Source organism: Amycolatopsis sp. 2-15, assembly GCF_030285625.1.
Taxonomy (GTDB): domain Bacteria; phylum Actinomycetota; class Actinomycetes; order Mycobacteriales; family Pseudonocardiaceae; genus Amycolatopsis; species Amycolatopsis carbonis.
Window position 1 is genome coordinate 1,934,421 of record NZ_CP127294.1, and the last position, 24,044, is coordinate 1,958,464.

24 protein-coding genes and 2 pseudogenes are annotated in these 24,044 nt (G+C 70.4%); 19 read left to right on the plus strand and 7 right to left on the minus strand.

Annotation, left to right across the window (positions count from 1 at the left end; all coding sequences use genetic code 11):
- Positions 1-271: 271 nt before the first annotated feature.
- The 11 genes and pseudogenes from purD to QRX50_RS09610 all read left to right on the plus strand — a co-directional run bounded on the left by purD (position 272) and on the right by QRX50_RS09610 (position 10,302).
- Entirely contained in the window at positions 272-1,537 is a 1,266-nt protein-coding gene (purD, locus tag QRX50_RS09560; protein WP_285971593.1) for a phosphoribosylamine--glycine ligase, read from the plus strand.
- Positions 1,538-1,622: 85 nt separating this feature from the next.
- Positions 1,623-2,012, plus strand: a complete 390-nt coding sequence (locus QRX50_RS09565) for a PE domain-containing protein (protein WP_220245152.1) — start codon at positions 1,623-1,625, stop codon at positions 2,010-2,012.
- Positions 2,013-2,037: 25 nt separating this feature from the next.
- Complete coding sequence (locus QRX50_RS09570; protein WP_285971594.1) at positions 2,038-2,604, plus strand: DUF3558 domain-containing protein; 567 nt, start codon at positions 2,038-2,040, stop codon at positions 2,602-2,604.
- Between the two features lie 8 nt (positions 2,605-2,612).
- Complete coding sequence (locus tag QRX50_RS09575) at positions 2,613-4,199, plus strand: hypothetical protein (protein WP_285971595.1); 1,587 nt, start codon at positions 2,613-2,615, stop codon at positions 4,197-4,199.
- Positions 4,196-4,954: an ESX secretion-associated protein EspG gene (locus QRX50_RS09580; protein ID WP_285971596.1), complete on the plus strand. Its 759-nt coding sequence runs from the start codon at positions 4,196-4,198 to the stop codon at positions 4,952-4,954. Before QRX50_RS09575 ends, QRX50_RS09580 begins: the two co-directional genes overlap by 4 nt.
- Positions 4,955-5,097: 143 nt before the next feature.
- The gene (locus QRX50_RS09585; protein WP_285971597.1) at positions 5,098-5,409 is read left to right on the plus strand and encodes a hypothetical protein; all 312 of its coding nucleotides are present in this window, start codon (positions 5,098-5,100) and stop codon (positions 5,407-5,409) included.
- Positions 5,410-5,535: 126 nt separating this feature from the next.
- Positions 5,536-5,712 (plus strand): annotated as a pseudogene (locus tag QRX50_RS09590) (WXG100 family type VII secretion target); the annotation flags it as partial.
- A 1,749-nt stretch (positions 5,713-7,461) separates the two neighbouring features.
- Positions 7,462-7,677, plus strand: a pseudogene (locus tag QRX50_RS09595) (transglycosylase SLT domain-containing protein); the annotation flags it as partial.
- Positions 7,678-7,798: 121 nt separating this feature from the next.
- On the plus strand, positions 7,799-8,965 hold the full coding sequence (locus QRX50_RS09600; protein ID WP_285971598.1) for an aminotransferase class I/II-fold pyridoxal phosphate-dependent enzyme: 1,167 nt from the start codon (positions 7,799-7,801) through the stop codon (positions 8,963-8,965).
- Between the two features lie 122 nt (positions 8,966-9,087).
- Complete coding sequence (locus QRX50_RS09605; RefSeq protein ID WP_220245147.1) at positions 9,088-9,273, plus strand: hypothetical protein; 186 nt, start codon at positions 9,088-9,090, stop codon at positions 9,271-9,273.
- Between the two features lie 153 nt (positions 9,274-9,426).
- Positions 9,427-10,302, plus strand: coding sequence for an alpha/beta hydrolase (locus QRX50_RS09610; RefSeq protein WP_285971599.1), 876 nt, complete (start codon positions 9,427-9,429; stop codon positions 10,300-10,302).
- A gap of 50 nt (positions 10,303-10,352) precedes the next feature.
- Here QRX50_RS09610 and QRX50_RS09615 read toward each other — a convergent pair whose 3' ends face one another.
- The 3 genes from QRX50_RS09615 to QRX50_RS09625 form a co-directional block, all read right to left on the minus strand.
- The gene (locus QRX50_RS09615; RefSeq protein WP_285971600.1) at positions 10,353-11,165 is read right to left on the minus strand and encodes an SAM-dependent methyltransferase; all 813 of its coding nucleotides are present in this window, start codon (positions 11,163-11,165) and stop codon (positions 10,353-10,355) included.
- An 81-nt stretch (positions 11,166-11,246) separates the two neighbouring features.
- Positions 11,247-11,825: an HAD family hydrolase gene (locus tag QRX50_RS09620; protein WP_285971601.1), complete on the minus strand. Its 579-nt coding sequence runs from the start codon at positions 11,823-11,825 to the stop codon at positions 11,247-11,249.
- Positions 11,822-12,841 (minus strand): threonine aldolase family protein, encoded by a 1,020-nt coding sequence (locus QRX50_RS09625; protein ID WP_285971602.1) that lies wholly within the window; start codon positions 12,839-12,841, stop codon positions 11,822-11,824. The genes QRX50_RS09620 and QRX50_RS09625 overlap by 4 nt, the downstream gene beginning before the upstream one ends.
- A 137-nt stretch (positions 12,842-12,978) precedes the next feature.
- On the opposite strand from QRX50_RS09625, the gene QRX50_RS09630 reads away from it, so the two are divergent.
- From QRX50_RS09630 to QRX50_RS09640, 3 genes are all read left to right on the plus strand, one after another.
- Entirely contained in the window at positions 12,979-13,488 is a 510-nt protein-coding gene (locus tag QRX50_RS09630) for a SigE family RNA polymerase sigma factor (RefSeq protein WP_285971603.1), read from the plus strand.
- 361 nt (positions 13,489-13,849) lie between these two features.
- The gene (locus QRX50_RS09635) at positions 13,850-14,173 is read left to right on the plus strand and encodes a hypothetical protein (RefSeq protein ID WP_285971604.1); all 324 of its coding nucleotides are present in this window, start codon (positions 13,850-13,852) and stop codon (positions 14,171-14,173) included.
- A gap of 37 nt (positions 14,174-14,210) precedes the next feature.
- On the plus strand, positions 14,211-14,810 hold the full coding sequence (locus QRX50_RS09640; RefSeq protein WP_285971605.1) for a TetR/AcrR family transcriptional regulator: 600 nt from the start codon (positions 14,211-14,213) through the stop codon (positions 14,808-14,810).
- A gap of 449 nt (positions 14,811-15,259) precedes the next feature.
- Here QRX50_RS09640 and QRX50_RS09645 read toward each other — a convergent pair whose 3' ends face one another.
- The gene (locus QRX50_RS09645) at positions 15,260-15,964 is read right to left on the minus strand and encodes a FadR/GntR family transcriptional regulator (protein WP_285971606.1); all 705 of its coding nucleotides are present in this window, start codon (positions 15,962-15,964) and stop codon (positions 15,260-15,262) included.
- Between the two features lie 165 nt (positions 15,965-16,129).
- On the opposite strand from QRX50_RS09645, the gene QRX50_RS09650 reads away from it, so the two are divergent.
- From QRX50_RS09650 to QRX50_RS09670, 5 genes are read left to right on the plus strand one after another with little or no spacing between them, the layout of a single operon-like run.
- Positions 16,130-17,437, plus strand: a complete 1,308-nt coding sequence (locus QRX50_RS09650) for an ABC transporter substrate-binding protein (protein WP_285971607.1) — start codon at positions 16,130-16,132, stop codon at positions 17,435-17,437.
- A 1-nt stretch (position 17,438) separates the two neighbouring features.
- Positions 17,439-17,693 (plus strand): hypothetical protein, encoded by a 255-nt coding sequence (locus QRX50_RS09655; protein WP_285971608.1) that lies wholly within the window; start codon positions 17,439-17,441, stop codon positions 17,691-17,693.
- A gap of 3 nt (positions 17,694-17,696) precedes the next feature.
- Positions 17,697-18,344 carry a carbohydrate ABC transporter permease gene (locus tag QRX50_RS09660; protein WP_285971609.1) on the plus strand — a complete coding sequence of 216 codons (648 nt, stop codon included), beginning with the start codon at positions 17,697-17,699 and terminating at the stop codon, positions 18,342-18,344.
- Positions 18,345-18,346: 2 nt separating this feature from the next.
- Positions 18,347-19,234, plus strand: coding sequence for a carbohydrate ABC transporter permease (locus tag QRX50_RS09665; protein ID WP_285971610.1), 888 nt, complete (start codon positions 18,347-18,349; stop codon positions 19,232-19,234).
- Positions 19,231-21,285 carry an alpha-galactosidase gene (locus QRX50_RS09670; protein WP_285971611.1) on the plus strand — a complete coding sequence of 685 codons (2,055 nt, stop codon included), beginning with the start codon at positions 19,231-19,233 and terminating at the stop codon, positions 21,283-21,285. The genes QRX50_RS09665 and QRX50_RS09670 overlap by 4 nt, the downstream gene beginning before the upstream one ends.
- Positions 21,286-21,366: 81 nt before the next feature.
- Here the strand turns inward: QRX50_RS09670 and QRX50_RS09675 are convergent, their stop codons facing one another.
- Genes QRX50_RS09675 through QRX50_RS09685 form a run of 3 tightly spaced genes read right to left on the minus strand, consistent with a single transcriptional unit; the run spans position 21,367 to position 23,923 of the window.
- Entirely contained in the window at positions 21,367-22,371 is a 1,005-nt protein-coding gene (locus tag QRX50_RS09675) for a lactonase family protein (RefSeq protein WP_285971612.1), read from the minus strand.
- Entirely contained in the window at positions 22,368-22,982 is a 615-nt protein-coding gene (locus tag QRX50_RS09680; RefSeq protein WP_285971613.1) for a bifunctional 4-hydroxy-2-oxoglutarate aldolase/2-dehydro-3-deoxy-phosphogluconate aldolase, read from the minus strand. Before QRX50_RS09680 ends, QRX50_RS09675 begins: the two co-directional genes overlap by 4 nt.
- Entirely contained in the window at positions 22,979-23,923 is a 945-nt protein-coding gene (locus QRX50_RS09685; protein ID WP_285971614.1) for a sugar kinase, read from the minus strand. The genes QRX50_RS09680 and QRX50_RS09685 overlap by 4 nt, the downstream gene beginning before the upstream one ends.
- Between the last annotated feature and the right edge of the window lie 121 nt (positions 23,924-24,044).

A 24,044-nucleotide genomic window follows, 5' to 3' on the forward strand; every position in this document is an offset into this window, starting at 1 on the left:
CGCTGTGCCGTTAGTTACCAATCCGACCACAGTCACGGCGGAAACCGTCGAAATGCAGCGAAGCCTCCAGTTGGGTGTCCGCCTGCTTTTGGCCGGATTGGTAACGCCGAGCCACCCTCACGGCCGCAAGCGTCCGGCGGGCGGCACAGGACGGACAAGGGGCTGACAACCCGGTAAACGGTGCATGGAATCCGGTTTCGGACAACGCAGCGGAGACCGCTCGCGGACGGCGAAATACCCACGCCGACCTGAGCCCGTTAGGCTGTTCGGCGTGCGCGTACTGGTAATCGGGTCCGGCGCCCGGGAGCATGCACTCGTCCTCGCGGTGTCCGGCGATCCCGCCGTCACCGCGCTCGCCTGCGCGCCCGGCAATGCCGGGACAGCCGCGGTCGCCGAGCAGATGGGTGTCGAACCGGCTGATCCCGAGGCGGTCGCTGCCCTGGCGAGTGAGTGGAAGGCCGACCTCGTGGTGGTCGGCCCCGAGGTTCCGCTGGTCGCGGGCGTCGCCGACGCGGTTCGGAAGGCGGGCATCGCCTGCTTCGGACCGTCGGCCACCGCCGCGCGCATCGAGGGCTCGAAGGCGTTCGCCAAGGACGTGATGGCCGCAGCGAACGTCCCCACCGCGCGCAGCGAGGTCGTGGACACCCCGGCGCGCCTCGACGCCGCGCTGCAGCGCTTCGGCCCCACCTGGGTCGTGAAGGACGACGGCCTCGCGGCCGGCAAGGGCGTGGTCGTCACGCAGGACGTCGAGGTCGCGCGCAAGCACGCCCTGATGCTCCTCGACGGCGGTCACCCCGTCCTCCTGGAGTCCTTTTTGGACGGCCCGGAGGCGTCGCTGTTCTGCTTCGTCGACGGCCGCACCGTGGTCCCGCTGCTGCCCGCGCAGGACTTCAAGCGCGTCGGCGACGACGACGCGGGCCCGAACACCGGCGGCATGGGCGCGTACGCCCCGCTGCCGTGGGCGCCCGAAGGCCTGGTGGACGACGTGGTCGCCCGCATCGTGCAGCCCGTGGTCGACGAGCTCGACGCGCGCGGTGCCACCTTCTCCGGCCTGCTCTACGCAGGCCTCGCGCTGACGTCCGAGGGCCCGCAGGTCATCGAGTTCAACTGCCGTTTCGGCGACCCGGAGACCCAGGTCGTGCTGGCGCTGCTGCGCACGCCGCTGGCCGGCCTGATGCACGCGACGGCCACCGGCAAGCTCGCGAAGCAGCCGCCACTGGAGTGGTCGGGCGGCGCGGCCGTGACGGTCGTGATCGCGGCCGACGGCTACCCCGGCAAGCCGCGCACCGGCGACGTGATCACCGGCGGCGAGACCGAAGGTGTGCTGCACGCGGGCACGCGGCGGCGCGAAGACGGCGCCGTGGTGTCGGCGGGCGGGCGCGTGCTGTCCGTGGTCGGCACGGGCAAGTCGCTCAAGTCGGCGCGCAAGCACGCGTACGAGACGGTGGAGCGCGTGCACCTCGCGGGCTCGCACCACCGCACCGACATCGCGCTCAAGGCGGCCAACGGTGACGTCACCATGCCGGTGAACGCCTGAGTTTTCGCCTCCCGATCACACGGCGGTTGGTAGCCTCGTAGCGAGGCCGAATGGTTACTGTCCGTATCACCGAGGGGGAGCCGTTATGGCGGGAAGCAGTCCGCTGTCCGACCTGGCGTCGTCCGTCCCGGCCGCGCCCGGCGTCGCGGACCTCATCGTGGCGCCGGAGAAGCTGCTGGACGTGGCGAAGGCCGTCGACGAGCAGGCCAACGCGCTCGAGGACAAGCTGCTCACGCGCCTGGGCGAGCTGCGCATCGACACGCCTTCGGCCGACGCGGTGAGCGTGAACTCCGTGGCGGCGTGGAACATGATCGTCGCGGAAGGTGATCACTCCTACGCGGCCGAAGCGCGCGCGTACGTCGCCAACCTGCGCCGCCTCGGCGAGCAGCTGCGGGGCGCGGCGCAGACGTACCAGGCGAGCGAGGACGACAAGGCCGCGGCGTTCGGGGACCGTGGTGCGCACGGCATCCACTAGCGCTCTGTCTTTCAGCGCGGTCGCGGTGCTCGCGCTGGGTGTGGCCGGGTGCTCGTCCGGCGATGCCGGCACGGCGGTGCCGGTGCAGACCGCGGTGAGCTCGGCTTCGCAGGCCGCGAAGGCTTCGCAGCTGCCGCCGCGCCCGGCCGAACTCTCGCTCACCGGCGTGGACCCGTGCGATCTGCTGGGCCAGGCGCAGCTCGACGAGCTGCAGGTCAACGCCGTGCCGCACAAGGCGGCCGACCCGCAGGACGGGCCCACGTGCGTGTTCGACGCCGACAAGACCGAGCCGTTCCACGCCTACCACCTGCGCACCGTCACGGCTGATCTGCAGGAGTGGCTCACCGGCGCGCGGCGGAAGAACAGCATGACCACCGCGCCGTTCGCGGTCGAGGGCTACCCGGCACTCACGAACTACCGCGCGGCCGGCACACCGTCGGACTGCGAGGTGCTCGTCGGCGTCGCGAAGGGGCAGACGCTGGCGGCGCAAGCGTTTGCGGTCACCGCCGGCGCGTTCACCCAGCAGCAGCTGTGCGACCAGGCGACGCAGGCGGCCGACCTGGCGCTGCAGTACCTCAAGACACGGACTTAGGAGGGCGCGTGGAGATCGCCGACCTCGCGGGCAAGATTCGCGACCAGCGCTTCGACGGCTGGACGGACACGTCCCTCGCGGACGAGATCCGGAAGTTCTCCGACGGCGACGGCATCGGCAGCATCGGCACGGCCGTCGACGCGCTGAAGGCCGTCGCGACCGCGCTCGCCGAGACCGACCAGGCGCTGCGCACGCAGCTGACGCAGCTCGGCGTCGAGTGGCAGAGCCAGGCGGGCGGCGCGGCCGGGCAGGTGTTCACCGAGCAGGCCGGGTTCTCCCAGGACGCCATGCGGAAGGTGTCGAACACCGCCGAGCTGCTTTTCGCGCAGGGCGAGGCCTTCAACCGCACCAAGTTCAAGCTGCCCGACCCCGCCACGCTGATGAAGGGCGCCGGCGGCTATACGCTCGGCGACTCCGTGCTGAGCCTGATCGGCTTCGAGACCGACCACGCGACGGCGGTCGACGCGGCGCAGAACGCGCGAAGCCAGGCCCTCGAGGCGTTGAACGCGTACGCGCAGCAGAGCGGCGAGAACCTGCTGTCTTCGGAGCCGCTGAACCAGCCGCAGTCGCTGTCGATGACGCAGCCGGACGGGCGCAAGAGCGTGCTCGACCTGGCCGGGTCCGCGGTCGACGTGACGCCGGACGGTGGTGTGCGGCCGGCTTCGGCGTCGGTGCAGTCGCGGCACGTGAATCCGCCGGTGGTGCAGCCGGTGGTGAATCGCGTGGCGGTGGATCCGCCGACGCCGGTGTATGGGATCGCGGTGCCGCCGCGGGCTGGTGGGTCGGCTGGGTCCGGTGGTTCGGGTGGTTCGAGTGGGTCGGCTGGGTACACGGCGCCGGCTTCGGCTCCGGGGCGGCCGGTGCCGCCTGTTTCTCCCCCCGCTTCTGGCCGGCCCTCGACGCCGCCGCCTGGATGGGAAATGCCTCGGGGCGGCGGTCAGCCGGACGTGCCTGGGCTGCCTGGGTTCGGCGGGCCGGTCCGGGGTGGTGGGGCTGGTCCTGGTTTCGAGGGACAGCCCGGTGCCGGTCGTGGTTTTGCCAGTGGTCCCGGGCCGGGCTCCGGCAGCGCGGCTCCGGGCGAGGCGTCGACCGGGCCGGATGCCGTCCTCGGCCGCGGCGCGGCCGGCGGGACCGGTGGTGGTGACCCGGCGTTGAGCCGGGGCCGGATGGTCGGGAGCGGTCCGCAGTCACCCGTCGTGCCGGAGGAGAGCGTGGGCGGTCCCGCCGCGCCGCCGCGCTCGGGGGCGTCGGCCGGCGAGCTCGGCGCGGGTGCTGCGGCGCTCGGCGCGGGCGTGGCCGGCAGTGCGGTGGCCGGGGACCGCGAACGGCAGGGGCGGGGTTTCGGTGGCGCGTCGTCGAAGGGACCCGTACGTCCGCTGCCGGTGGGCGAGCTGCCGGAGGAAGAGGCGATCGCGCTGCGCAAGACCGAGCAGATCGAGCCCAAGCAGCTCTCGGGCGACGCGAAGTTCCTCGCCCCCGCGGCCACGCAGAACGAGGACGACGCCGACCACGTGCGCCGCTTCGGCGTCGACGACAAGGACCTCTTCACCGATCCCCGCCTGGTCTCCGACGACGTGATCGGCGACGACGCGTGAACCTCGTGCTCTCGACGCTCGAGTTCGACGTCCTGTGGGAGTCGCTCGAGCTGGGCCGCCGCACGGCCGCGCTCGGCGTGCCCTCGCCGGGCCGCACGCATTCCGAACGCGCTGAGCTGATCGAACAGGCGTGGGCGGGACTTTCGCGCCGCCGCCTCGCGCGCGGGCGCCGCGCGTCGGGCGAGCTGTTCGACCAGCTGCACCTGCTGTCGCGCCCGCAGTCCGCCCTCGACGTCTGGGTCTGGGCCGACCGCGAGATCCACGGGCGCGCCGTCAGCCGCGGCAGCCAGGCCGTGCTCGCCGTCGTCGACCGCGACGAGGTCTGGCTCATCCCCGCCGACGAGAGCGCCCTGGCCGAAGCCGCCGTTTCCGTCGCCGGCGACCTGTCCGCGGGCCTCGGCCAGAGCGTCTCGGTGCCCCACGCCACCCTCGTCGCCGCCGACGCCGAAGCCGGCGGCGAACCCAAAGCTCTCGTCACGGCGCTGGAAGACCGCGGCCTCGCCCTGTGGCAAGCCCAGGAACTCGCCGGCATGCTGCTCGGCCAGGAAGCCCGCGGCCAGTTCACCGCCGAACGCACCCTCCGCGACGGCACCATCCGCCGCTCGCCCCACCCCACGGCCTTCTTCGACACCGACGCGGGCCGCTACCTCTTCCAGCTCACCGACGACTCCGACGGCCACACCTGGGCCACCGTCACCCCGGCGGACAACGCGGTGCTGGTGGAGCGGGTGCGGGAGCTGCAAGCGGGGCTGTGAAGCGGTTCTCGCACGCGGGGGTGGATTCGGCGAAGATCCGTACCCGGAGCGTGGCCGAGGTCTTACAGTAGGCCGGGAACCGACTTGGTCGTGGTTACGTCTGATCAATCGGGTGTTGGTTTTCGTGAAGGGGAGAGCGGACCGTGGCTGTGTACGACGTCGATTCGATGGCTATCGCGGCGCGTCAGGTCGAGAAGCTGAAGGACGAATACCAGAAGTCCAAGGACAAGCTCACCGGCATGGACCACGAAAAGGAAAGCCCGTTCGGCGGGATGCCCGGTTCGCAGGACGCGCACAGCGCCGTCGGTGAGTTCAAGAACGGTGTGCACAGCCAGTTCGACGCCGCGGGCCAGCACATGGACGCGCTCGCGTCCGCCATGCGCAAGGCCGCCGGTCTGATGACCGAAATGGACGAGGTCGGCAAGAGTGACCTCACCGTTCACGTCGACAAATAGAACAATTCGGGCTCGGCTCGCGGAATAGCAGGGGGACGACAAGTGGCTTTGGATGGGGTCGGCGCCGGGACTCCGGACAACTGGAAAGCGTTCACGGACAAGGTCGACCAGGTCGCCAAGCTCAACGTGGACGCCATCAACAAGGCGGCCGACCAGTTCCGCGGCGCGGCCACCGACGCGGCCGACCACTCGCAGGCGCTGGACAACACCACGAAGGCGCTCGACAGCAGCGTCTGGTCCGGCGACGCGGCTGACAAATTCTTCGACTACGTCCGCACGGTCCGCAGCGCGGGCGCCAAGGTCGAGGCGCACCTCGGCGACGTGGCGAACGACCTGACGACGCTGGCGAAGAACCTTGCCGACATCAAGTCCAAGGTCACCAACGGCGCACTCAGCGACGCGGAAAAGGCGGTCAACGCCCGCAACCACAGGGCGCAGACGGACATGAACGCGGCGGCCGCCGCGGCCAAGACCGCCGCCGACGAGAAGAAGCCTGCGCCGGGCCCCACCGTCGAGCAGATCAAAGCCACGGCGAAGGCCGACATCAACAAACTCACGGCGCAGTTCGACGGCGACGTGCAGGGTCTGCTCAACCAGGCCAACACCATGATCGGCCAGTCGCAGTCCCTGATGAAAACCCAGATCGACGGCGGCTACGACAAGGTTCCCCTCCCCGGCAAGGACGGCACCGTCCCGCAGAGCACCGGCGGCCTCCACACCAGTTCCCACCACGGCGGTGGCGGCGGAGGAGGCGGCGGTGGCGGTGGGGGCGGCGGCCTCGGCCCCAGCGGCGGCCCGCCCGGGTCCCCGCCGCCGGGCAACGTGCAGGAGTGGATCGACGAGGCCATCAAGATCCTGCAGGCCAACGGCGTCAACGTCACGGAAGCCGACGTCAAGAACATCTGGGCGATCATCCAGCACGAATCGGGTGGTAATCCCAACGCGATCAACAACTGGGATTGCGTGCCGCTGGACACGGCCATCCTGACGCGGCGTGGGCTGCTGAAGCACCACGACGTCGAGGTCGGCGACGAGACCATCGGCTACAACCCGCGGACCCGGCGCAGTGAGTGGACCCGCGTCACGCGCGTCGTCCACCACGAGAACGCGCCGCTGGTCACCCTGGCCAACTCGCGCTGGGCGGCGACCACCACGCCGAACCACCGCTGGCTGAACCTGCCGCGGGTCGCGGTCGCCAAGGACGGTCCGGTTGTCTGCCCGGAATGCGGGTGGGAACCGCGCACGAGCACCGCTCCCGCCAACGGGGTGTCTGTGCACCGAAGCAAGATCCATGGCATGGTCCCGGAAGCGCAACGCAACGTCCACGCCGACGAAGCTCGCTTCGTGACCACCGACGAGGTCGGCAGCCGTGACCGGATCCTGCTCGCGGCGCCCGCCGACACGGGCTCGGCGCTCGATGTGACGGTGCGCGAGGCGGCGATCCTCGGCTGGATCGCGGGCGACGGCCACGTCGAGACCCGCCGCGACCGGCCGACTGTCTCCATCGCACAGTCCAAACCGGACATGATCGGGAAGCTGCGCGAGCTGCTCGACGGTGTGCCGCACGGGGTCTACGTCGACGACCGCGTTGGCTGCGGGCCCCGGCACCAGTTCCGGATCGACTACGACTACGCGCAGGACCTGTTGCGCCGCGCGGGAAACCCGAAGTCCGAGGCCGTGCGCCAGGTCCTGGCGATGTCGACCGCGCAGCGCGAAGCGTGGCTAGAAGCCGTGACCGACGCGGAGGGCACGCGACACCTGCGGCCCGGGTACACCAAGCCGAAGGTCACGATCTACCAGGCACCGGGCGAGGTGCTCGAGGCGATCACGATGGCCCTCTACCTCTCCGGCGCTCGGCCGCGCGTGTCGGTCACCGATCGCACGGGTTCGCACGAGACGTGGCGCCGCGAGGCTGCCGTGCGGGCGAACAACCCGGTGGTCACCGGGGCGTTCCTGCACCGTGAGCCGGCCGGGCGCGCCGACGTCTGGTGCGTGACGACGGAGCTCGGCACCTGGACGGCGCGCGAGGGCGACCACGTCTTCCTCACCGGCAACTCCAATGCGGCCGCCGGGCACCCGTCCAAGGGCCTGATGCAGTGCATCGACTCGACGTTCCAGGCGCACAAGCTCCCGGGACACGACAACATCTACAACCCGGTCGACAACATCATCGCGGGCGTGCGGTACTCGCTCGACCGGTACGGCTCGATGGGCAACGTGCCGGGCATCGCGGCGATGGCCCACGGCGGCGCGTACCGCGGCTACTGAGCGGGGCCCTGGAAGCAGGGCTCGACAGCAGGGCCCAGAAACAGGGTCGAAAGCAGCCCGAGAAACACGGCTCGTGAGCGGCGACCGTTGCTCACGAGCCGTGCCCGGTTAGCCTGGCCGCATGGTCGACATCGGTGCTTTCGGTGGGCCCGCGTTGCGGGCCGGCGTTCCCCCCTTCCACGTGATGGACGTGCTGTCCGCGGCGCAGGCGAGGCAGCGCAGTCACGGGGACCTGGTTTCGCTGGCGGCGGGGCAGCCGTCGGCGCCCGCGCCGGAAGCGGTGCGGCGGGCGGCGAAAGAGGCGCTGGACAAGTACACGCTGGGTTACACCGAGCAGCTCGGCATCCCGGAGCTGCGCGAGGCGGTCGCGGGGCATTACCGCAAAACGTACGACGTCGATGTCACCGCGCAGGACGTCGTTATGACCACCGGGTCCTCAGGGGGTTTCCTGCTGAGCTTCCTCAGCGCGTTCGACCCCGGGGCGCGGGTGGCGATGGCGCGGCCCGGTTACCCGGCGTACCGGAACCTGCTCAAGGTGCTCGGCTGCGAGGTCGTGGAGTTCGCGACGACCGCGGAGACCAACTTCCAGCCCACCGTCGACCTCCTCGACGAGCTGGGACCGCTGGACGGCCTGATCGTGGCGAGCCCCAGCAACCCGACGGGCACGGTGCTGCCGCCGGGGGAGCTGGCGGCCATCTCCGGCTGGTGCGCGTCCCACGGGGTGCAGCTGATCAGTGACGAGATCTACCACGGCATCTCCTACGAGAAGCAGCTTGACTGCGCGTGGCAGTACGGCCGCGAAGCGCTCGTGCTGGGCTCGTTCTCGAAGTACTTCGCCATGACGGGCTGGCGGCTGGGCTGGATGCTCGTGCCGCAGCAGTTGCACCGGGCGGTGGACGTGCTCACGGGCAACTTCACGATCTGCCCGCCCGCGATCGCGCAGCACGCGGCCGTCGCGGCCTTCACGCCGGAGTCGTACGCGGAGGCCGACGCGCACGTGGACCACTACCGCCGCAACCGCGATCGACTGTTCGCCGGGCTCAAGAAAATCGGTCTCGACAAGCTCGCCCCCGCCGAAGGGGCCTTCTACGCGTACGCCGACGTCTCCGCGTACACCACCGACAGCCTCAGCTGGTGCCAGCGCCTGCTCGCGGACACGGGTGTCGCCATCGCGCCGGGGGTGGATTTCGACCCGGTGGACGGCGGGAAGTTCGTCCGGTTCTCGTTCGCGGGGGCCACCGAGGACGTCGACGAAGGGGTCCGCCGCCTGGGGGAATGGCTCAGGTGAACCGGTCAGGGGGAACCCGGATATCCCCCTGATCGTTGGCCTGGGGAAGAGAGTTTTCGCGCCGCGGGTGGCACGCTGGACAGCACCGGGCCGGCGTGGCGCGGAAACGTCATGGAGGAGCCATGTTCTGGAAGATCGTCGGAGGGCTCATTGTCGCCTGGATCGCCTTCATGGTCCTCGGCGCGGTAATCGGCTTCGTCTTCAAGGCCGTGCTGTGGATCGCGATCATCGGCGGCGTGGTGTTCCTGGGCACCGCGGCCTACGGCGCGATCAGCGGCAAGAAGGACGCGAAGCGCATCGGACGCTGACAGCTCGGACTTCAGGGGGACGCGACCAATGCGGCGACCGGCCACGACGGCTGGGCGCCGCATCGGCGTTTTCGCACCCTGATCTGATCCTCATCGCTTCCTCACATCGGTCCGCCACCGTGGAGCGGGTACCGATCCACCGAGGAAGGACCGATGACCACCACTCGAACCGCCGGGTCGCTGCTGGCTCTGCTGTGTGCGTTCGCCGTCACGGCCTGCTCGGCCAACGCCACCGCCCCTGACCAACCGGCCCAGGCGACCTCGGCGCAGCAGACCTCGACCCAGCAGACCTCAACGACAGCGCCGGCAACCTCCGCGAAACGGTCGCCCGCCACCCCGCCGCCGCCGTACGAGGTCACCGTGCCGGAGCGTACGCGCAAGACCGCGCAGGGTTTCCCCGTCAACGTCTGCGTGCCCGACCGGCTCGACCCGCAGGTGCTCAGCCTGACCACGTCGGACGGCTTCCATCTGCCGGCGATCGAGCTCGGGTCCGGTGACCGCGTGATCCTCCTCGACCACGAGTCCGGCTACTACATCTGTTCGTGGCTGGACACCGCCGAGAAGCTCGCGGCCAAGGGTTACCACGTGCTGGTGTTCGAGTACCGCGGCCACGGTGCGGCGCAGAAAAGCTCGGTAGACCTCGACAAGTTCGACACCGACACCAGCGCTGCGCTCGCCGAATTGCACCGCCGCGGCGCGAAGTCGATGCTGCTGGGCGGCGCTTCCTGCGGCGGCAGCTCGGCCGCGCGGCTCGCGGCCAAGGAGCCGCAGCTCGTGGGCCTGCTGATCCTGTCCTCGCCCAGCAAATGCGGTGGTGACTCGGTGGCGGCCATCCGCAAGGTCACCGAACCGGCGTTCTTCGCCGTCGAGCCGGACGACTACAGCGGCAACGTGATCGGCGAGGTGCAGAAGCTGTACGAGGCGCCGGGGCGCCCCCGGCCGACAAGCACCTGGAGATCCTGCCCGGCGGGACGCACGGCACCGACATGTTGCGCGACCCCAAAACCCAGGACCGGCTGGAAAAGCTGATCTTCGACTTCGTCGACTCGTGTTTCCACCGCAACTGACCACAGTGGACGCTACGGAACCCGCGCCACCCCGGCCAGCGTCGTGAAGTTCGTCGGCGTGAGCGGGGCCAGGCGCGGGCCGACCGGCCACCACAGGTGCGGGTGGGTCAGGCCGGGGGCCACGAGCTCGAGCCCGGTGAACAGCGACGCGATCTCCTCGCGCGTGCGGTAGACCGTGTCGAGGCCGGTGGCGGCTAAGCGGGATTCCAGTGCGGTCGCCAGCTCGGCGGCCGCACTGCCGTCCGCGGGGTTGTGCTGGTGCAGCAGCACGAGGTACGAGCCGGGCGCGAGCGCGTCGACGTAGGCCTTCACCGCTGCCTGCGCCACGGCGTAGTCGGCGATGTGGTGCACCACCGCGCACAGGATGAGGCCCAGCGGACGCTCGAAGTCCAGGTGGGCCGTCACGTCCGGGTGCGCCAGCGTGCGCTCGGGTTCGAGCAGGTCGGCGCCGACCATGTGCGTGTAGTCGTTCTCCGCCAGCAGCGCGCGGCCGTGGGCCTGCACCACCGGGTCGTGGTCGACGTACACCACGTGGGCCTCGGGGTTGGCACGCTGCGCGACCTCGTGTGTGTTCTCCACCGTCGGGAAGCCTGAGCCGAGGTCGAGGAACTGGTCGACGCCCAGCCGGTCGGTGAGCATTCGCACCGCGCGCACCAGCCACTGCCGCACTTCCTGCGCCATCGTCTGCGCGGCCGGCGCGAGCTCCAGGATCTGGCGCAGCACGGCGCGGTCGGCGGCGTAGTGGTCCCGGCCGCCCATCAGGGCGTCGTACACCCGCGCGTTGCTCGGCCGGTCGAAGTCGACCGGCGCGCGGTGGTCGGCCACAGTGCACCTACCGGGGAAGTTCGGTCAGGACGCGCACAGCCTAGGTGATCGAGTTCACGCCGGGTGGGCGGCCGTGAGCTTTCAGCCGAGCGCGGCGCGGGCGGCTTCGGCGCCGTCCCACAGCTGCGCCTGGATGCCGACGGCGCGCGCTCCCTCCACATTGGACTCACGGTCGTCGAAGAACAGGCACTCCTCCGGCTTCGCGCCGAGCTTTTCCAGCAGCAGGCGGAAGATCTCGGCGTCGGGCTTCGCGAGTTTCACGTCACCCGAGAACAGCGTGACGCGGAACAGCTTCGCCCACTCCTGCTCGCGCACCCACTTCCCGAACGACGAAGGCGCGTTCGACAGCAGCGCCAGCGCGGCTCCGGCCTCCGACAGCGCTTCGAGCAGCTCCAGCGACGACGGCGCCAGGTTCGACCAACCCGCGACGTCGATGGCCGTGAGCTCCTCCGACATCGCGTCGTCGACCCGTGCGCCCAGGCGGTCGCCGATCGACGTCCAGTACTCGAGGTCGCTCGACCCGCGGTCGTAGGGCTCGCGCACCGCCCAGTACGCGGGCTCGAACTCCACGGCGGGCACGCCCATCGTGGCCGCGAGCTTCGGCAGGGCGGTGGTGCGCGTGCAGAGGACCTCGCCGTAGTCGAAGACGATCCAGTTCATCGCGCGCCCGCCTTGATGCGCTGCAGCGCATCTTCGACGGCGGTGGGTTCGAGGTCGCGGTGCAGCACGAAGCGCACCTTGCCGGCCATCGGCAGCGCCTGGATGCCGAGCGAACCGAGCCACTCCAGCGCCGCGCCCAGGTCGGGGACCTCGGCGAGCACGATGTTGGTGTCCGGCGTGGCGACGCCCCAGCCGTGCTCGGCCAGGCCCGCGGCCAGGCGCCGGGCGTGCTCGTGGGTCCCGGCCAGCTCACCGACGTTCTCCAGCGCGACCAGGCAGGCCGCCGCGAGGATGCCGCCCTGGCGCACGCCGCCGCCGAGCATCTGGCGCATCCGGCGCGCCTGCTCCACGAACTCGACGCTGCCCGCGACGACCGAGCCGACCGGAGCGCCGAGGCCCTTGCTGAAACACGCGCTGACGCTGTCGACGCCGACGGTCAGCGCGGCGGGCGGCACCCCCAGCGCGACGGACGCGTGCCAGATGCGCGCGCCGTCGAGGTGGACGTTGAGCCCGGCCTCCTTCGCGACGGCCACCAGCTGCGCGTGTTCCTCGGGCGGGGTGACGGCGCCGCCGGCCGCGTTGTGCGTGTTCTCCAGGCACAGCAGCGTGGTGCGCAGGGTGAAGTACGGGCCGGGGTTGCCGATGGAGGCGCGCAAGAGGTCGGGCGTGGGGCGGCCGGGGCCGGCGTCGTGCTCCAGGATGTCGGGCATGCCGCCGGCGAGCCACGCGGCGGAGCCGAGCTCGTTGGTGAGCACGTGGGCGCCGCGTGTCGCGAGGAAGCGGTCGCCGCGCTGGAGGTGCACCGACAGGGCGATGAGGTTCGCCATGGTCCCGCTCGGCGTCCACAGCGCGGCGGGCATGCCGAGCGTCGCGGCGGCGCGCTCTTCGAGCTGGGCGATGGTCGGGTCGGTGCCGATTACGTTGTCGTCGACCTCGGCCTCGGCCATGGCGGCCCGCATGCGCCGATCCGGGCGGGTGACGGTGTCGGAGCGGAAATCGAGCGGAGTCGAGGTCACGCCGCGATCACATCACACCGCCACCCGCGCGATCAATGCGGCGGGGGGTGGAGGGAATCGGCGGTCTCGTGCAACCGTGGACGCCCCCGGTTCCGTCCTTGAGGACGGATGAGCAGAAGAGCGGAGCAGCAGACCGCGTGGACCAGCGCGACGAAGACGAGTTCGCGGAGTACTTCTCCGCGAGGCGGGACGCCGTGCGCCGGACCGCGTACTTGCTCTGTGGCGATTGGCACAAGGCCGACGACCTCGCCCAGACGGCGTTCGTCGCGCTGCACCGGAGGTGGAAGAAGATCAGGGACCGCGCCGCGACCGACGCGTACGTGCGCAAGACGCTCGTGCGCGCCGTCATCGACGAGTCGCGCCGGCCATGGCGCCGGGAGCGGCAGACCGAGGTCATGCCGGAACCGATGTCGGACGCGCCCGGCCTGGCCGAGCGCGTCGCGACCAGGGAAGACCTGCTGGCGGCGCTGAAGGAAGTGCCGCCGAAGCAACGCGCGGTGCTCGTGCTGCGGTTCTTCGAGGGCCAGGACGTGACGGCCGCGGCGAAGGCGCTGGGCTGCAGCGAGGGCAACGTGAAGAGCCAGACCGCACGGGGGCTGGCGAACCTGCGAGAGGTGCTGGAACGGGAGGTGGAGGCCAATGGATGAGCGTGAGTTGTTCTCCACCCTGCCTGGCGAAGTGCCGCCCGCCACGTTCACGAAGGACGACGTCGTCCGCGAGTCGCGCCGCCTGACACTGCGCCGCCGAAACCGCATCGCCGCTGGTGGAAGCGCTGTGGTGCTCGCTTTGGTGGGCTTCGGCGCGTACGGGCTCGTGGCCGGTACGGGCGGTAAGCCCGATTCCGCCGCAGTCATGAATTCGGCCGAAGCTCCCGCGCAACCCGGAGCGTCGGCTGCGCGTCCTTTGGGTACTGGGGAGGGGAACTTCCCGGCTCTGCCGCCTCAGCAGGGAGGCAGTGGAGACGGGAGGACCGGCCCTCGGGTCGAAGGCGCCTCCGGGTGCGAAAAGGTGGACTGGGAGCTCGCCACAGCCCTCGCTGGCGAGCTCCCAGGCCACTTCACCGCCACGGAAGCCTCCCAGGGCAGCATCTGTACGACTGGCGCCCGCGGCGCCGGGTTCCCCCTGCCGAACGGCTCGATCTCCGCGGCTGTGTTCCCGCACGGGGCGCCGGTGACGTATCCGGTGCAGTCGGCCGGTGCGGTCACTGCGCGTGCGGCCACCGGTACGGGCGGGACCCTCGTGCTGGTGAGTGTGCCGGGGACGATCGGGCACCCCGCGCCGTACGCCGGTGACCTGGCGCGCTTCGCCGCCTCGCTGGCCCCCCGGTTCTGACGGCCTGTTGATGGCGCGGCTGGCAGAATGACCGGCCATGACGGCAGCAGCAACCACCCCGAAGGGCGAGCGCCGGCGAGCCACCCTCGTCGAAGCCGCGGCGGAGCTGCTGGCCGAAGGCGGGTTCGACGCGGTGCGCCACCGGGCCGTCGCCGAGCGGGCCGGCCTGCCACTGGCGTCGACGACGTACTACTTCGACTCGCTCGAGGACCTGGTGACCGCCGCGGTCGAGCACCACTCGCAGGTGGAGCTGGCCAACGGGCGCCAGCAGCTGGAGGAACTGGCCACCCGCAACCGCGGCGTTTCGGCGACGGTGGAGCTCGTGCTGGACCTCCTGCTGGGCCCGCCCAGCGGTGATCCGGAGGCCGACGCGGAAGCGGTCCTGCTGCGCTACGAACGCCTGGTGGCCACCGGGCGTCGGCCGTATCTGCGGCCGTTGATGCGGACGTTGTCGGATCAGCTGAACGAGCTGCTGCTGGAGATCTTCACCCGCTCGGGGACCCCGGTGGACGGGGCGGAGCTGGAGAAGCTGGTGGCGCTGGTGGACGGCGCGGTGGTGAACGCGCTGATCGCGATCGACCCGGCGCCGCGGGCTGCTGCGGCGAGGATGTTGCAGGCGGCGCTGGCGGATGGCTGAGCTTTGGCCATGAGCGACATTTCTTTGCGCGGCCCCGGCGAGCTTGCCGTTTCGCTGCGCTGGGAGTCGCGCGCTGCGCCGGGGAACCTCAGCTCGAGCTGGTTCACGCGGCTCGAGCTGAGGTGTTCGCAGTACAGCGCTCCGCCGAACCCGTCGGCCGCGACACTCAGCCGACCTGCGCAAGGACCTCGAACTCGCCGACGGTCCCGGCGGACAAACCCCCGCCCTCCCAAGGGGGCGTGCCCTTGTCCAGTCTATCGGCCGCCCCCGACAAAGCGCGGTACTCGCGGCGAAACCAGGCGTTTCTGTGGACAACGTTCCGATCGGGCTGAGTGCTGTGGACAACCGCGCCACAAGCGCGCTGAATGTGCTATCGCGGTCGCCCCAGGCCCAGGCCCAGGCTTAGTCCGAGGCGCCAGCCCCAGGCCCGCGCTCACCGAAACCAACTCCTACCGGCGCGACTTCTTCGCCTTGTCCAAGTCGTCCCGGGACTTCGTCACCAACGCGAACATCGCACTCTCCGCCGCGCCCGGGTCGCGTGCCAGGATCGCGTCCAGGACCTTCCGGTGGGAAGGCACGGGGTTGTCCGAGGGGCCCGACCCGTGCACCAGCTTGTCGCGCTCCGCGAGGCCGATGGCGATGACGCGTTCCACCTGAAGCAGGAAGTTGTTGTGCGTCGCGGTCATCAGGGCGCGGTGGAAGGTCAGGTCGGCGCGGACGCTGGCTTCGGGGTCGTCGCCGGCGGTGGTCATGTCGTCCAGAGCGGCGCGCAATGCGTCCAGGTCCGCCGAGTCCGCGCGTTCGGCGGCGATGCGTGCGGCGGCGGGTTCGACGACGGTGCGGACCTCGGTCAGCTCGTCGAGCAGGCCCGGGTTGTCGCTGGCCGCGGTTTGCCAGCGCATGACGTCGGTGTCGAGCATGTTCCACTGTTCGCGCGGCTGGACGAACGTGCCGCGCTTCTGGCGGGCGTCGATCATTCCCTTGGCGGCCAGCACTTTCAGCGCCTCGCGCAGGGCGGTGAGGCTGATGTCGAGCTCTTCGCGCAGCGCGGGCAGGTCGAGCACGGTGCCCTCGCCCCACTCGTCGGACAGGATCCGGGCGGCGAGCGTCTCGACGGTCTGTCCGTGCAGACCGCGGGGCCGGTGTTCGGACAATGGAGGTCCCCTCAGTCGGCAGTGCCGAGTCATCCTACCTCGGACGCGATTACGTCATAAATTATGAATACATCTTGACAGCCGCCAGCCCGGTTGCAAGTCTGTGCCAGCAGTCACTCCCCCCGAAGGGGAGCGACGCTCCATTCAGACAAAGGGGTCACAGCGATGACGACTGCAGCAGGCCTGTCCCGCCGTCATTTCCTGCGCAACGCCGGCCTCGTCGGCCTGGGAGCACTCGGTTCGAGCAGCTTCCTCGCAGCGTGCGCCACCTCGGCCTCCAACGGCCCGGTGAAACAGGCCGCCGGTGCGGTCACCGTCCAGTCGAACCTCTCCTCGCCACAGGCGAAGGTCGCCATCGAGGCGCTCGCCAAGGCGTTCGGGGACAAGGGCGGCGCGACCGCGACGGTCAACACCGTCGCGTCGGAGACCTTCCGCACCCAGCTGCCGAGCTACCTGACCTCGGCGAACCCGCCCGACACGTTCACGTGGTACCCGGGTTCGCTGCTGTCGGGCTACGCGAAGAAGGGCCTGCTGCTCGACGTCGGCGACGTGTGGCAGACGATGGGCAACTACTCCCAGGCCATGCGCAGCCTCTCGGGCGACGGCGCGGGCCACCAGGTGTTCGTGCCCACAAGCTACTACTGGTGGGGCTTCTTCTACCGCAAGTCCAACTTCGCCAAGTGGGGCGTGAAGCCGCCGACGAACTGGAGCGAGTTCCTCGCGCTGTGCGAGACCTTGAAGGGCAAGGGCATCTCGCCCATCGGCCTCGGCGCGGGCGGCGGCACGCAGTGGACCGCCTCGGCGTGGTTCGACTACCTCAACATCCGCATCAACGGCGCGCAGTTCCACCGCGACCTGCTCGCCGGTCGCGGCCGCTTCGACGACCCGAAGGTCAAGAAGATCTTCGACCCGTGGCGCCAGGTGCTGCCCTACACCGACCCCAACGGCACGGCGCTCGCATTCCAGGACGCCACCACCGTGCTGCTGCAGGGCAAGACCGGCATGGTGCTCACCGGCACCTTCTTCGCCGACGCCGCCCCGAAGGACGCGCTGGACGACCTCGACTTCTTCCAGTTCCCGATCCTCGACCCGAGCGTGCCCGTCGCCGAGGAAGGCCCGACCGACGGGTTCTTCGCCAGCGCTCGCACGCCGCACGTGGCCGAGGTCAAGGAGTGGTTCAAGTACGTGGCCACGGCCGAGGCGCAGGAGCTCTACATCAAGAACTCCTCCGGTACGGTGCTGCCCGCGAACCCGTCGGCCAAGGACTCCGGCACGCCGCTGGTCCAAAAGGGACGGAAGCTGCTCAACGACGCCAAGGAGCTCACGCAGTTCTTCAACCGCGACTCCTCCGACGCGCTGCAGCCGACGGCCGACGCCGCGCTGATCCGCTTCATCCAGAAGCCCAACGAGCTCGACTCGATCCTGAGCGACTGGCAGACGGCCGCGGCGAAGGTCTGGCAGGGGCAGTCCTGACATGGCGGTGCTCGCTGCCCCGGTGAAGCGGCGGCGGCGCGCGGTCCGCCGCGTGCCGCCGACGCTGCTCCTGTTCGTGCTCGTGCCTGTGGCCGTCGAGGGATTCTGGGTCTTCTGGCCGGCGCTGCAGGGGTTCTACCTGTCGCTGACCAACTGGGACGGGGTCTCCGCGCCGACGTTCGTGGGGCTGGACAACTACGCCGAGATGTTGTCCGACGATATCTTCGGCACGGCCGCGCTCGACACGGTGATCTAGATCGTGCTGTTCGGCGGGTTGTCGGCGGCGGGCGGGCTCGGACTCGCCATGCTGCTCAACCGCGAGCGCAAGGGTGTCGGGTTCTACCGGGCCGCATTGTTCACGCCCGTGGTGTTCTCGCTGGTCGCGACCGCGCTGATCTGGCAGGCGATCTACCAGCCCGACGGCGTGTTCAACAACATCCTCGGCGCGGTCGGCCTGGGCAGCTGGAAACACTCGTGGCTCGCCGATCCCGACACCGCGCTCTACGCGGTGCTCGTGCCGGCGCTGTGGCGCCAGCTCGGCTACGTGATGGTGCTGTACCTGGCCGGTTTGAAGGGCATCGACCCCGCGCTGTACGAAGCGGCCAAATTGGACGGTGCCACGGGCTGGCAGCAGTTCCGGCACGTGACGTGGCCGCAGCTGCGCAGCGTCAACGCCGTGGTCCTGTCGGTGATCATCATCGACTCGCTGCGGTCGTTCGACGTGGTGTGGTCGATGACCAAGGGCGGGCCGTACCACTCGTCGGAGCTGCTGAGCACCTACATGTACTCCACCGCGTTCCAGTCGCTGCGGCTCGGTTACGCGTCCGCGCTGGCCGTGGTGATCTTCATCCTCGCGTTCGGTGTGATCGTGACCTACCTCGTGCGAGCGTTCCGGGAGGACCAGTGAGCGTGACCACGACCCGGCCGGCAGCTCCTGCCACGCCGGAGGAACGAGTCCCGGCCAAGCGCAACCACGGCAAGCAGGGCCGCACGTTCGGCTTCCACCTGGTGGCCGGCGGCCTGTCCGTCCTGTGGCTGTTGCCGATCGTGCTGGTCATCACCACCAGCGTCCGGTCCTTTTCGGACATCGCGAGCAACGGCCTCGGCGCGCTGCCGCACTCGTTCGACCTCAGCTCGTTCGGTGAGGCGTGGGGCGTCGGCGGCGGTGGCCACGCGATGCTCAACAGCTTCATCGTCACGATCCCGACCGTGCTGCTGTCGCTGCTGCTCGCGTCGGCCGCGGCGTTCGCGCTGAGCCGCTACCAGATCCCGTTCCGCCGCACGATCATCCTGATCATGCTGTCGGGTAACCTGCTGCCGCCGCAGATCCTGCTGGTGCCGGTGTCGAAGCTGTCCGAGCTGCTCGGCATCTACGACACGCTCACGGCGCTGATCATCGTGCAGGTCGGCTTCGGACTCGGCTTCTACACGTTCGTGCTGCAGGGTTTCATGCGGTCCATTCCGGACGAGATCCAGCAGGCGGCGCTGATCGACGGCGCCGGGCCGATCGCCATTTTCTGGCGCATCATCCTGCCGATGACCCGCCCGGCGCTGGCGGCGCTCGGCGCGCTGGCGTTCACCTGGACGTTCAACGACCTGCTGTGGTCGATCACCGTGCTGCGCACCGAGACCGTGATGCCGGTGACGCCGGCGTTGCTCGGCCTGCAGGGCCAGTACGTGTCCAACTGGAACGTGATCGCGGCCGGTTCGGTGATCGCCGCCGTGCCGACCGTGGCCGTGTTCCTGCGGTTCCAGAAGCACTTCATCTCCGGGCTCGCGATCGGGGCGATCAAGTGAATCAACGGTGGACGCTCGAACTCGAATCCACTTCGTATACCGTCACGCTGGAGCCGGGGAATCGGTGGCTGGAGCTCGTTGCGTGGGGTCCGCGCGGCGTCGAGCGTGGTCCGTCTCCGCTGGCCAACCGCGGTGACGTGCACTTCATCACCGATGCCGACGCCGCGCCGGTCGAGTACGCGCCGCGCGGGTTGCGGCCGTTCTCGGGTGCGGACCTCGCCGTGGCGGGGGACTCGTGGTGGCGGTTCGACGCCGACGAATCCACCGAAACGGTGCTGCGGCTGGCGTTTGTCGATGAGGTGACCGGCCTGCGGGCAGTGCAGTGTTACCGCGCGGAACCGAGCACCGATGTGCTGTGCCGGTGGGTCGAGTTCACGAACACCGGCAGCGCGACCCTCGAGATCGACCGGCTCGGTTCGGCGGGTGTGTGCGTGCCGACGGGACTCGACGGTGCGCGGCTCACCTATCTGACCGGGCAGTGGTCGCAGGAGTTCACCCGGCGCTCGACGGTGCTCGAAGCCGGAAGTTTCCGCATGGAGAGCCGGTTCGGCGTGCCGGGGCACCAGTACGTGCCGTGGCTCGCGGTGCAGGACGCCGGCTCGCCGGACGGTCCGGCGTACGGCGTTTCCCTGGCCTGGTCGGGTTCGTGGGAGCTCGACGCCGAGATCGAGCCGAGTGGTCTCACGCGCGTGCGCGCGGGCCGGCTGGCCAACCCCGGCCCGATCCGGCTTGAACCCGGCGCCGCACTGTCCACTCCGGAACTGGCGCTGGCGTCCAGCGTGGACGGACTCGCCGGGCTGGCCGACGTGTGGCACGCGTACTCGCGCAAGCTCGCCGGGCCGCGGCTCGAAAAGCGCCGCCCGGTGCTCTACAACTCCTGGGAAGCCACGGGTTTCGAGGTAAACGGCGCACGTCAGCTCGACCTCGCCAAGCAGGCTGCGGACCTGGGCGTGGAGCTGTTCGTGGTGGACGACGGCTGGTTCGTCGGCCGCGACGACGACACCGGCGGCCTGGGTGACTGGACGCCGGAGCAGTCGTCGTTCGAGGGCGGCTTCGGCGCGTTCGTCGACTCCGTGCGCGCGCTGGGACTGGACTTCGGCCTGTGGGTGGAACCCGAGGCGATCAGCCCGAAGTCCAAGCTCTACGCCGAGCACCCCGACTGGGTCTACCGCCTCGACGGCCGCCCCGCGACGCTGATCCGAAACCAGCTCCTGCTCGACCTCGGCAAGCCCGAGGTGTTCGAGTACGTGCGCGGAGTGCTCGACGAGCTGCTCACCGCGTATCCCATCTCCTACCTCAAGTGGGACATGAACCGCCCGCCGACCGAACGCGGCCGCCCTGGCGCGCCGTCGGCGGACCTGGACGCCGAGCACGTCACGAATTACCACCGGCTGCTCGACCACCTGCGCACGACCTACCCCGACCTCATCGTCGAGTCGTGCGCCGGCGGTGGTGGCCGCACGGACCTGGCGACGGTCTCGCGCAGCGATGTCGTGTGGCCCAGCGACAACACCGCGCCGCTGGATCGGTTGCGGATTCAGGACGGGTTCCTGCTGATGCACGCGCCGCACCTGATGAGCTCGTGGGTCACGGACGCGCCCGGCGTGTTCGACCCGCGGCCGCGTTCGCTGCGGTTCCGGTTCGTGCTCGCGATGGCGGGTGTGCTGGGCATCGGGGCGGACCTGTCGCACTGGGACGCCGACCAGCGGGCGGAGGCCGCGGAGCTGATCACGCGGTACAAGGAGCTGCGGCCGATCCTCCACACCGGACGGTGCCGGGTCCTGTCCGGACCGGAGCGCACCACCGCGGCCAGCCAGTACACGCTGGGCGACCAGACCGTGGTGCTGGCGTGGAGCACCGGGCAGCTGGTGGGAACGCCGCTCGTGCCGGGCCGATCGTCGCGCATCAAGCTGCACGGGCTCGACACGGCCGCCACCTACCGCGACGAGGCCGGCGTGGAGTACTCCGGTGCCCACCTCGTGCACGTGGGTCTGCCCGTCGAATGGACCGCGCAGCACGACGCGGACGTGTTCGTCCTCACCCAGGTCTGAACACAGGTTTGAACACAGCGCAACGCCCTGCCGGCTTCGCTGGGCAGGCAGGGCGTTTCGCTGTGCTCAGAAACGTCGGGATCAGAAACTCAGCGGCAGCACGAAGCTCGGCGACCCCGTCGGGATCTGCACGACGTCGGCCTTCCCCAGCTCGTCGAGCCGGAACGCGGTCAGCACGTCGTCGAACTGCGCCGCGACGTAACAGATCCCGTCCACCACGGCGAAGTGCCGCGGGTGCGCACCACAAGCCTGGTCCGCGACGGCCGCCAGCGGCGAGCCGGTGAACGACGTGACGCAGTCCGCGCCCCGGTTCGACAGGTACACGCCAGAGTTCAGGATCTCCAGGTGGGCCACGATGTTCTCGCCGTCGAACGCACCGTGCGTGGCCGGCGTCGACGCGACCACCTCGAACGCGCCCGGCGACGTCTCCCGGACCGTCAGCACCTCACTGGACAGCTCACAAGCCACGTAGGCCAGGTCCGACCCGGGAATCCGCACGAGCTGCCGCGGCCCGCTGCCCGCCGGCAGCTTCGACACGGCGAGCAGCGTGAGCTCACCGGCGTCGGAGAGCGTGTAGCTGCGGATCTCATCGGTTCCGAGGTCCACGGCACTCACCACGGACCCGTCGGCACTCGGCACCGCCATGTGGACGTGCGCGGCCTCCTGCCGCACCTCGTTCGGCCCCGTGCCGCTGTGCTGCACCAGATCCGTCCGGCCCGTGATCCGTCCTTCGGCCGACAGCCCGAACACCGCGAGACTGCCCCCGGTGTAGTTGGCGCACAACAGGAACCGGCCGTCCGGCGTCACCGCGAGGTGGCACGGGTGCGCGCCGCCGCTCGGCACCTCGGAATCCAGCACGGACAACGCACCGTCCACAAGCGACACCGAGGACACGGCGCCGGAATCGGTCTCGTTGGTCGTGTACAGCACCGGCAACGTCGGGTGCTTGACCAGCCACGACGGCGACCGCAGCGCCAGCGTCGAGTCGAAAACAAGACCGGCGGACTCGCGGCGGAACGTGGAGATCCCGCCGCCGTTCCCGCCCATCTCGGCGGTGTAGCAGCCGACCAGCACGACGTCCGTCACGAGCCCTCCCTCACCATCGCGGCCACGCGCGCGCGGATGTCGTCGGCCGTCCCGCGCGTGAGCGCCGAACCCATGCCGACCGCGACCGCGCCCGCCGCGAGCCACTCTGGCACGTCCTCGGGAGCGATTCCACCCGTCGGCACGAGTGGCGCCTGCGGCAGCGCGGCGCGCACGTCCTTGACCCACCGCGGACCGAGCGCCGTGGCCGGGAAGACCTTCACCGCGTCGGCGCCTTCTTCGAGCGCCCGCACGATTTCCGTCACCGAGCCGGCGCCGGGGAATGCGGCCGCGCCGTACCGGTGAGCGGTGCGGATCACGACGGCCTCGACGTTCGGCGACACCAGGAACCGCGCCCCCGCGCGGATCGCGAGCACGGCCGAGGCCTCGTCGAGCACGGTGCCGGCGCCGATCGTGGCGTCGGGGTACGCGGCCGTGAGCTCCTCGATCGCCGCCAGGGCACCGGAGTTGGTGAGCGGTACCTCGATCGACCGCAGGCCCGCGTCCAAGGCCGCCCGAGCGGCGACCACGGCGGACGCGGCATCGGCGGTCCGCACGATGCCCACCACCCCCTGGCGCAGGGCCGCGTCCGTGATCTCCCAGCGGTAGCTCATCGGTGTACCTCCTCGCCGCCACCGAGGGCGGCGCTCGTGCGGGCCAGTTCGGCCCGGTCGGGCAGTCCTTCCAGATCCGTCCGCGTGCCGACGACCAGCGCCGCCGACACCGCGCCGGCCAGCAGCGCCTCGGCGGGCGAACCGCCGCGCAGCCAGGACGACAGGTACCCGGACGTGAGCGCGTCGCCCGCGCCCACCGGGTCGACGACGTGCGTGACCAGGGTTTCCTGGCTCCACTCGTACTCGGCCGTGACCGCGCGCGCCACCTTGTCGCGCTGCTTCACCACGACCGTGCCGACACCCTTGCCGATCAGCTCGGCGGCGGAAGCGTCGAGCAGTTCCAGCTCGTCCTCGCCCGCGAACACCAGATCCGCCTGGTGCAGCAGCGGTCCCACGGTCTCGCGCCAGTGCGCGGGCGACGCGAGCTTGAGCCGTACGTTGGGGTCGAACGCGATCGTCGCCCCCTCCGCGCGCGCCAGCTCGAACAGCGCCAGCACGGCGTCGCGCGCGGACAGCGACAGCATCGCCGTGATCCCCGAGACCAGCACGAGCCGCGCGCCGCCGAGGCCGGCCGCGCGGACGTAGTCGGCCGACAGCGAGCACGCCGCCGAACCCGCGCGGTGGTACTGCACGTCGATGCCGCGGCCCGGGTTGTCGTCGCGCAGCAGCAATCCGGTGAACCCGGCCGGGTCCACCTCGACGTCCGAGACGTCCACGCCCTCGGCGCGCAGCGCGCTCAGCACCGCGGCGCCCGACGAGTCGTCGCCGACGCGGCTGAGCCAGCGCACGCGGTGGCCGAGCCGCGCGAGGCCCACCGACACGTTGGCTTCGGCCCCGGCCACGGAAGCCTGGAAGGTGTGCGCGCGCCGCAGCGCGACGCCGGGTTCCGCGAGCAGCAGCCGCATCGCTTCGCCCAGAGTGAGGACTTCGATGTCGTTCATCGCGGGAAGCATACCGCGTGAAATCTTAATTTAGGATTTATTCTTGACGCGACCTCCGCGGCCCCGGCATGCTGCTCGCGGGCCGGACGATCACGGCCCCGATCGGCGCTGTTTCGACGAC

Coding starts and splice junctions, on each gene's coding strand:
- QRX50_RS09655 (WP_285971608.1), top strand. CDS start 17,439: ATGGCGGTGCTCGCTGCCCCGGTGAAGCGGCGGCGGCGCGCGGTCCGC.
- QRX50_RS09680 (WP_285971613.1), bottom strand. CDS start 22,982: ATGAGCTACCGCTGGGAGATCACGGACGCGGCCCTGCGCCAGGGGGTG.
- QRX50_RS09565 (WP_220245152.1), top strand. CDS start 1,623: ATGGCGGGAAGCAGTCCGCTGTCCGACCTGGCGTCGTCCGTCCCGGCC.
- QRX50_RS09685 (WP_285971614.1), bottom strand. CDS start 23,923: ATGAACGACATCGAAGTCCTCACTCTGGGCGAAGCGATGCGGCTGCTG.
- QRX50_RS09610 (WP_285971599.1), top strand. CDS start 9,427: ATGACCACCACTCGAACCGCCGGGTCGCTGCTGGCTCTGCTGTGTGCG.
- QRX50_RS09640 (WP_285971605.1), top strand. CDS start 14,211: ATGACGGCAGCAGCAACCACCCCGAAGGGCGAGCGCCGGCGAGCCACC.
- QRX50_RS09650 (WP_285971607.1), top strand. CDS start 16,130: ATGACGACTGCAGCAGGCCTGTCCCGCCGTCATTTCCTGCGCAACGCC.
- QRX50_RS09620 (WP_285971601.1), bottom strand. CDS start 11,825: ATGAACTGGATCGTCTTCGACTACGGCGAGGTCCTCTGCACGCGCACC.
- QRX50_RS09600 (WP_285971598.1), top strand. CDS start 7,799: ATGGTCGACATCGGTGCTTTCGGTGGGCCCGCGTTGCGGGCCGGCGTT.
- QRX50_RS09605 (WP_220245147.1), top strand. CDS start 9,088: ATGTTCTGGAAGATCGTCGGAGGGCTCATTGTCGCCTGGATCGCCTTC.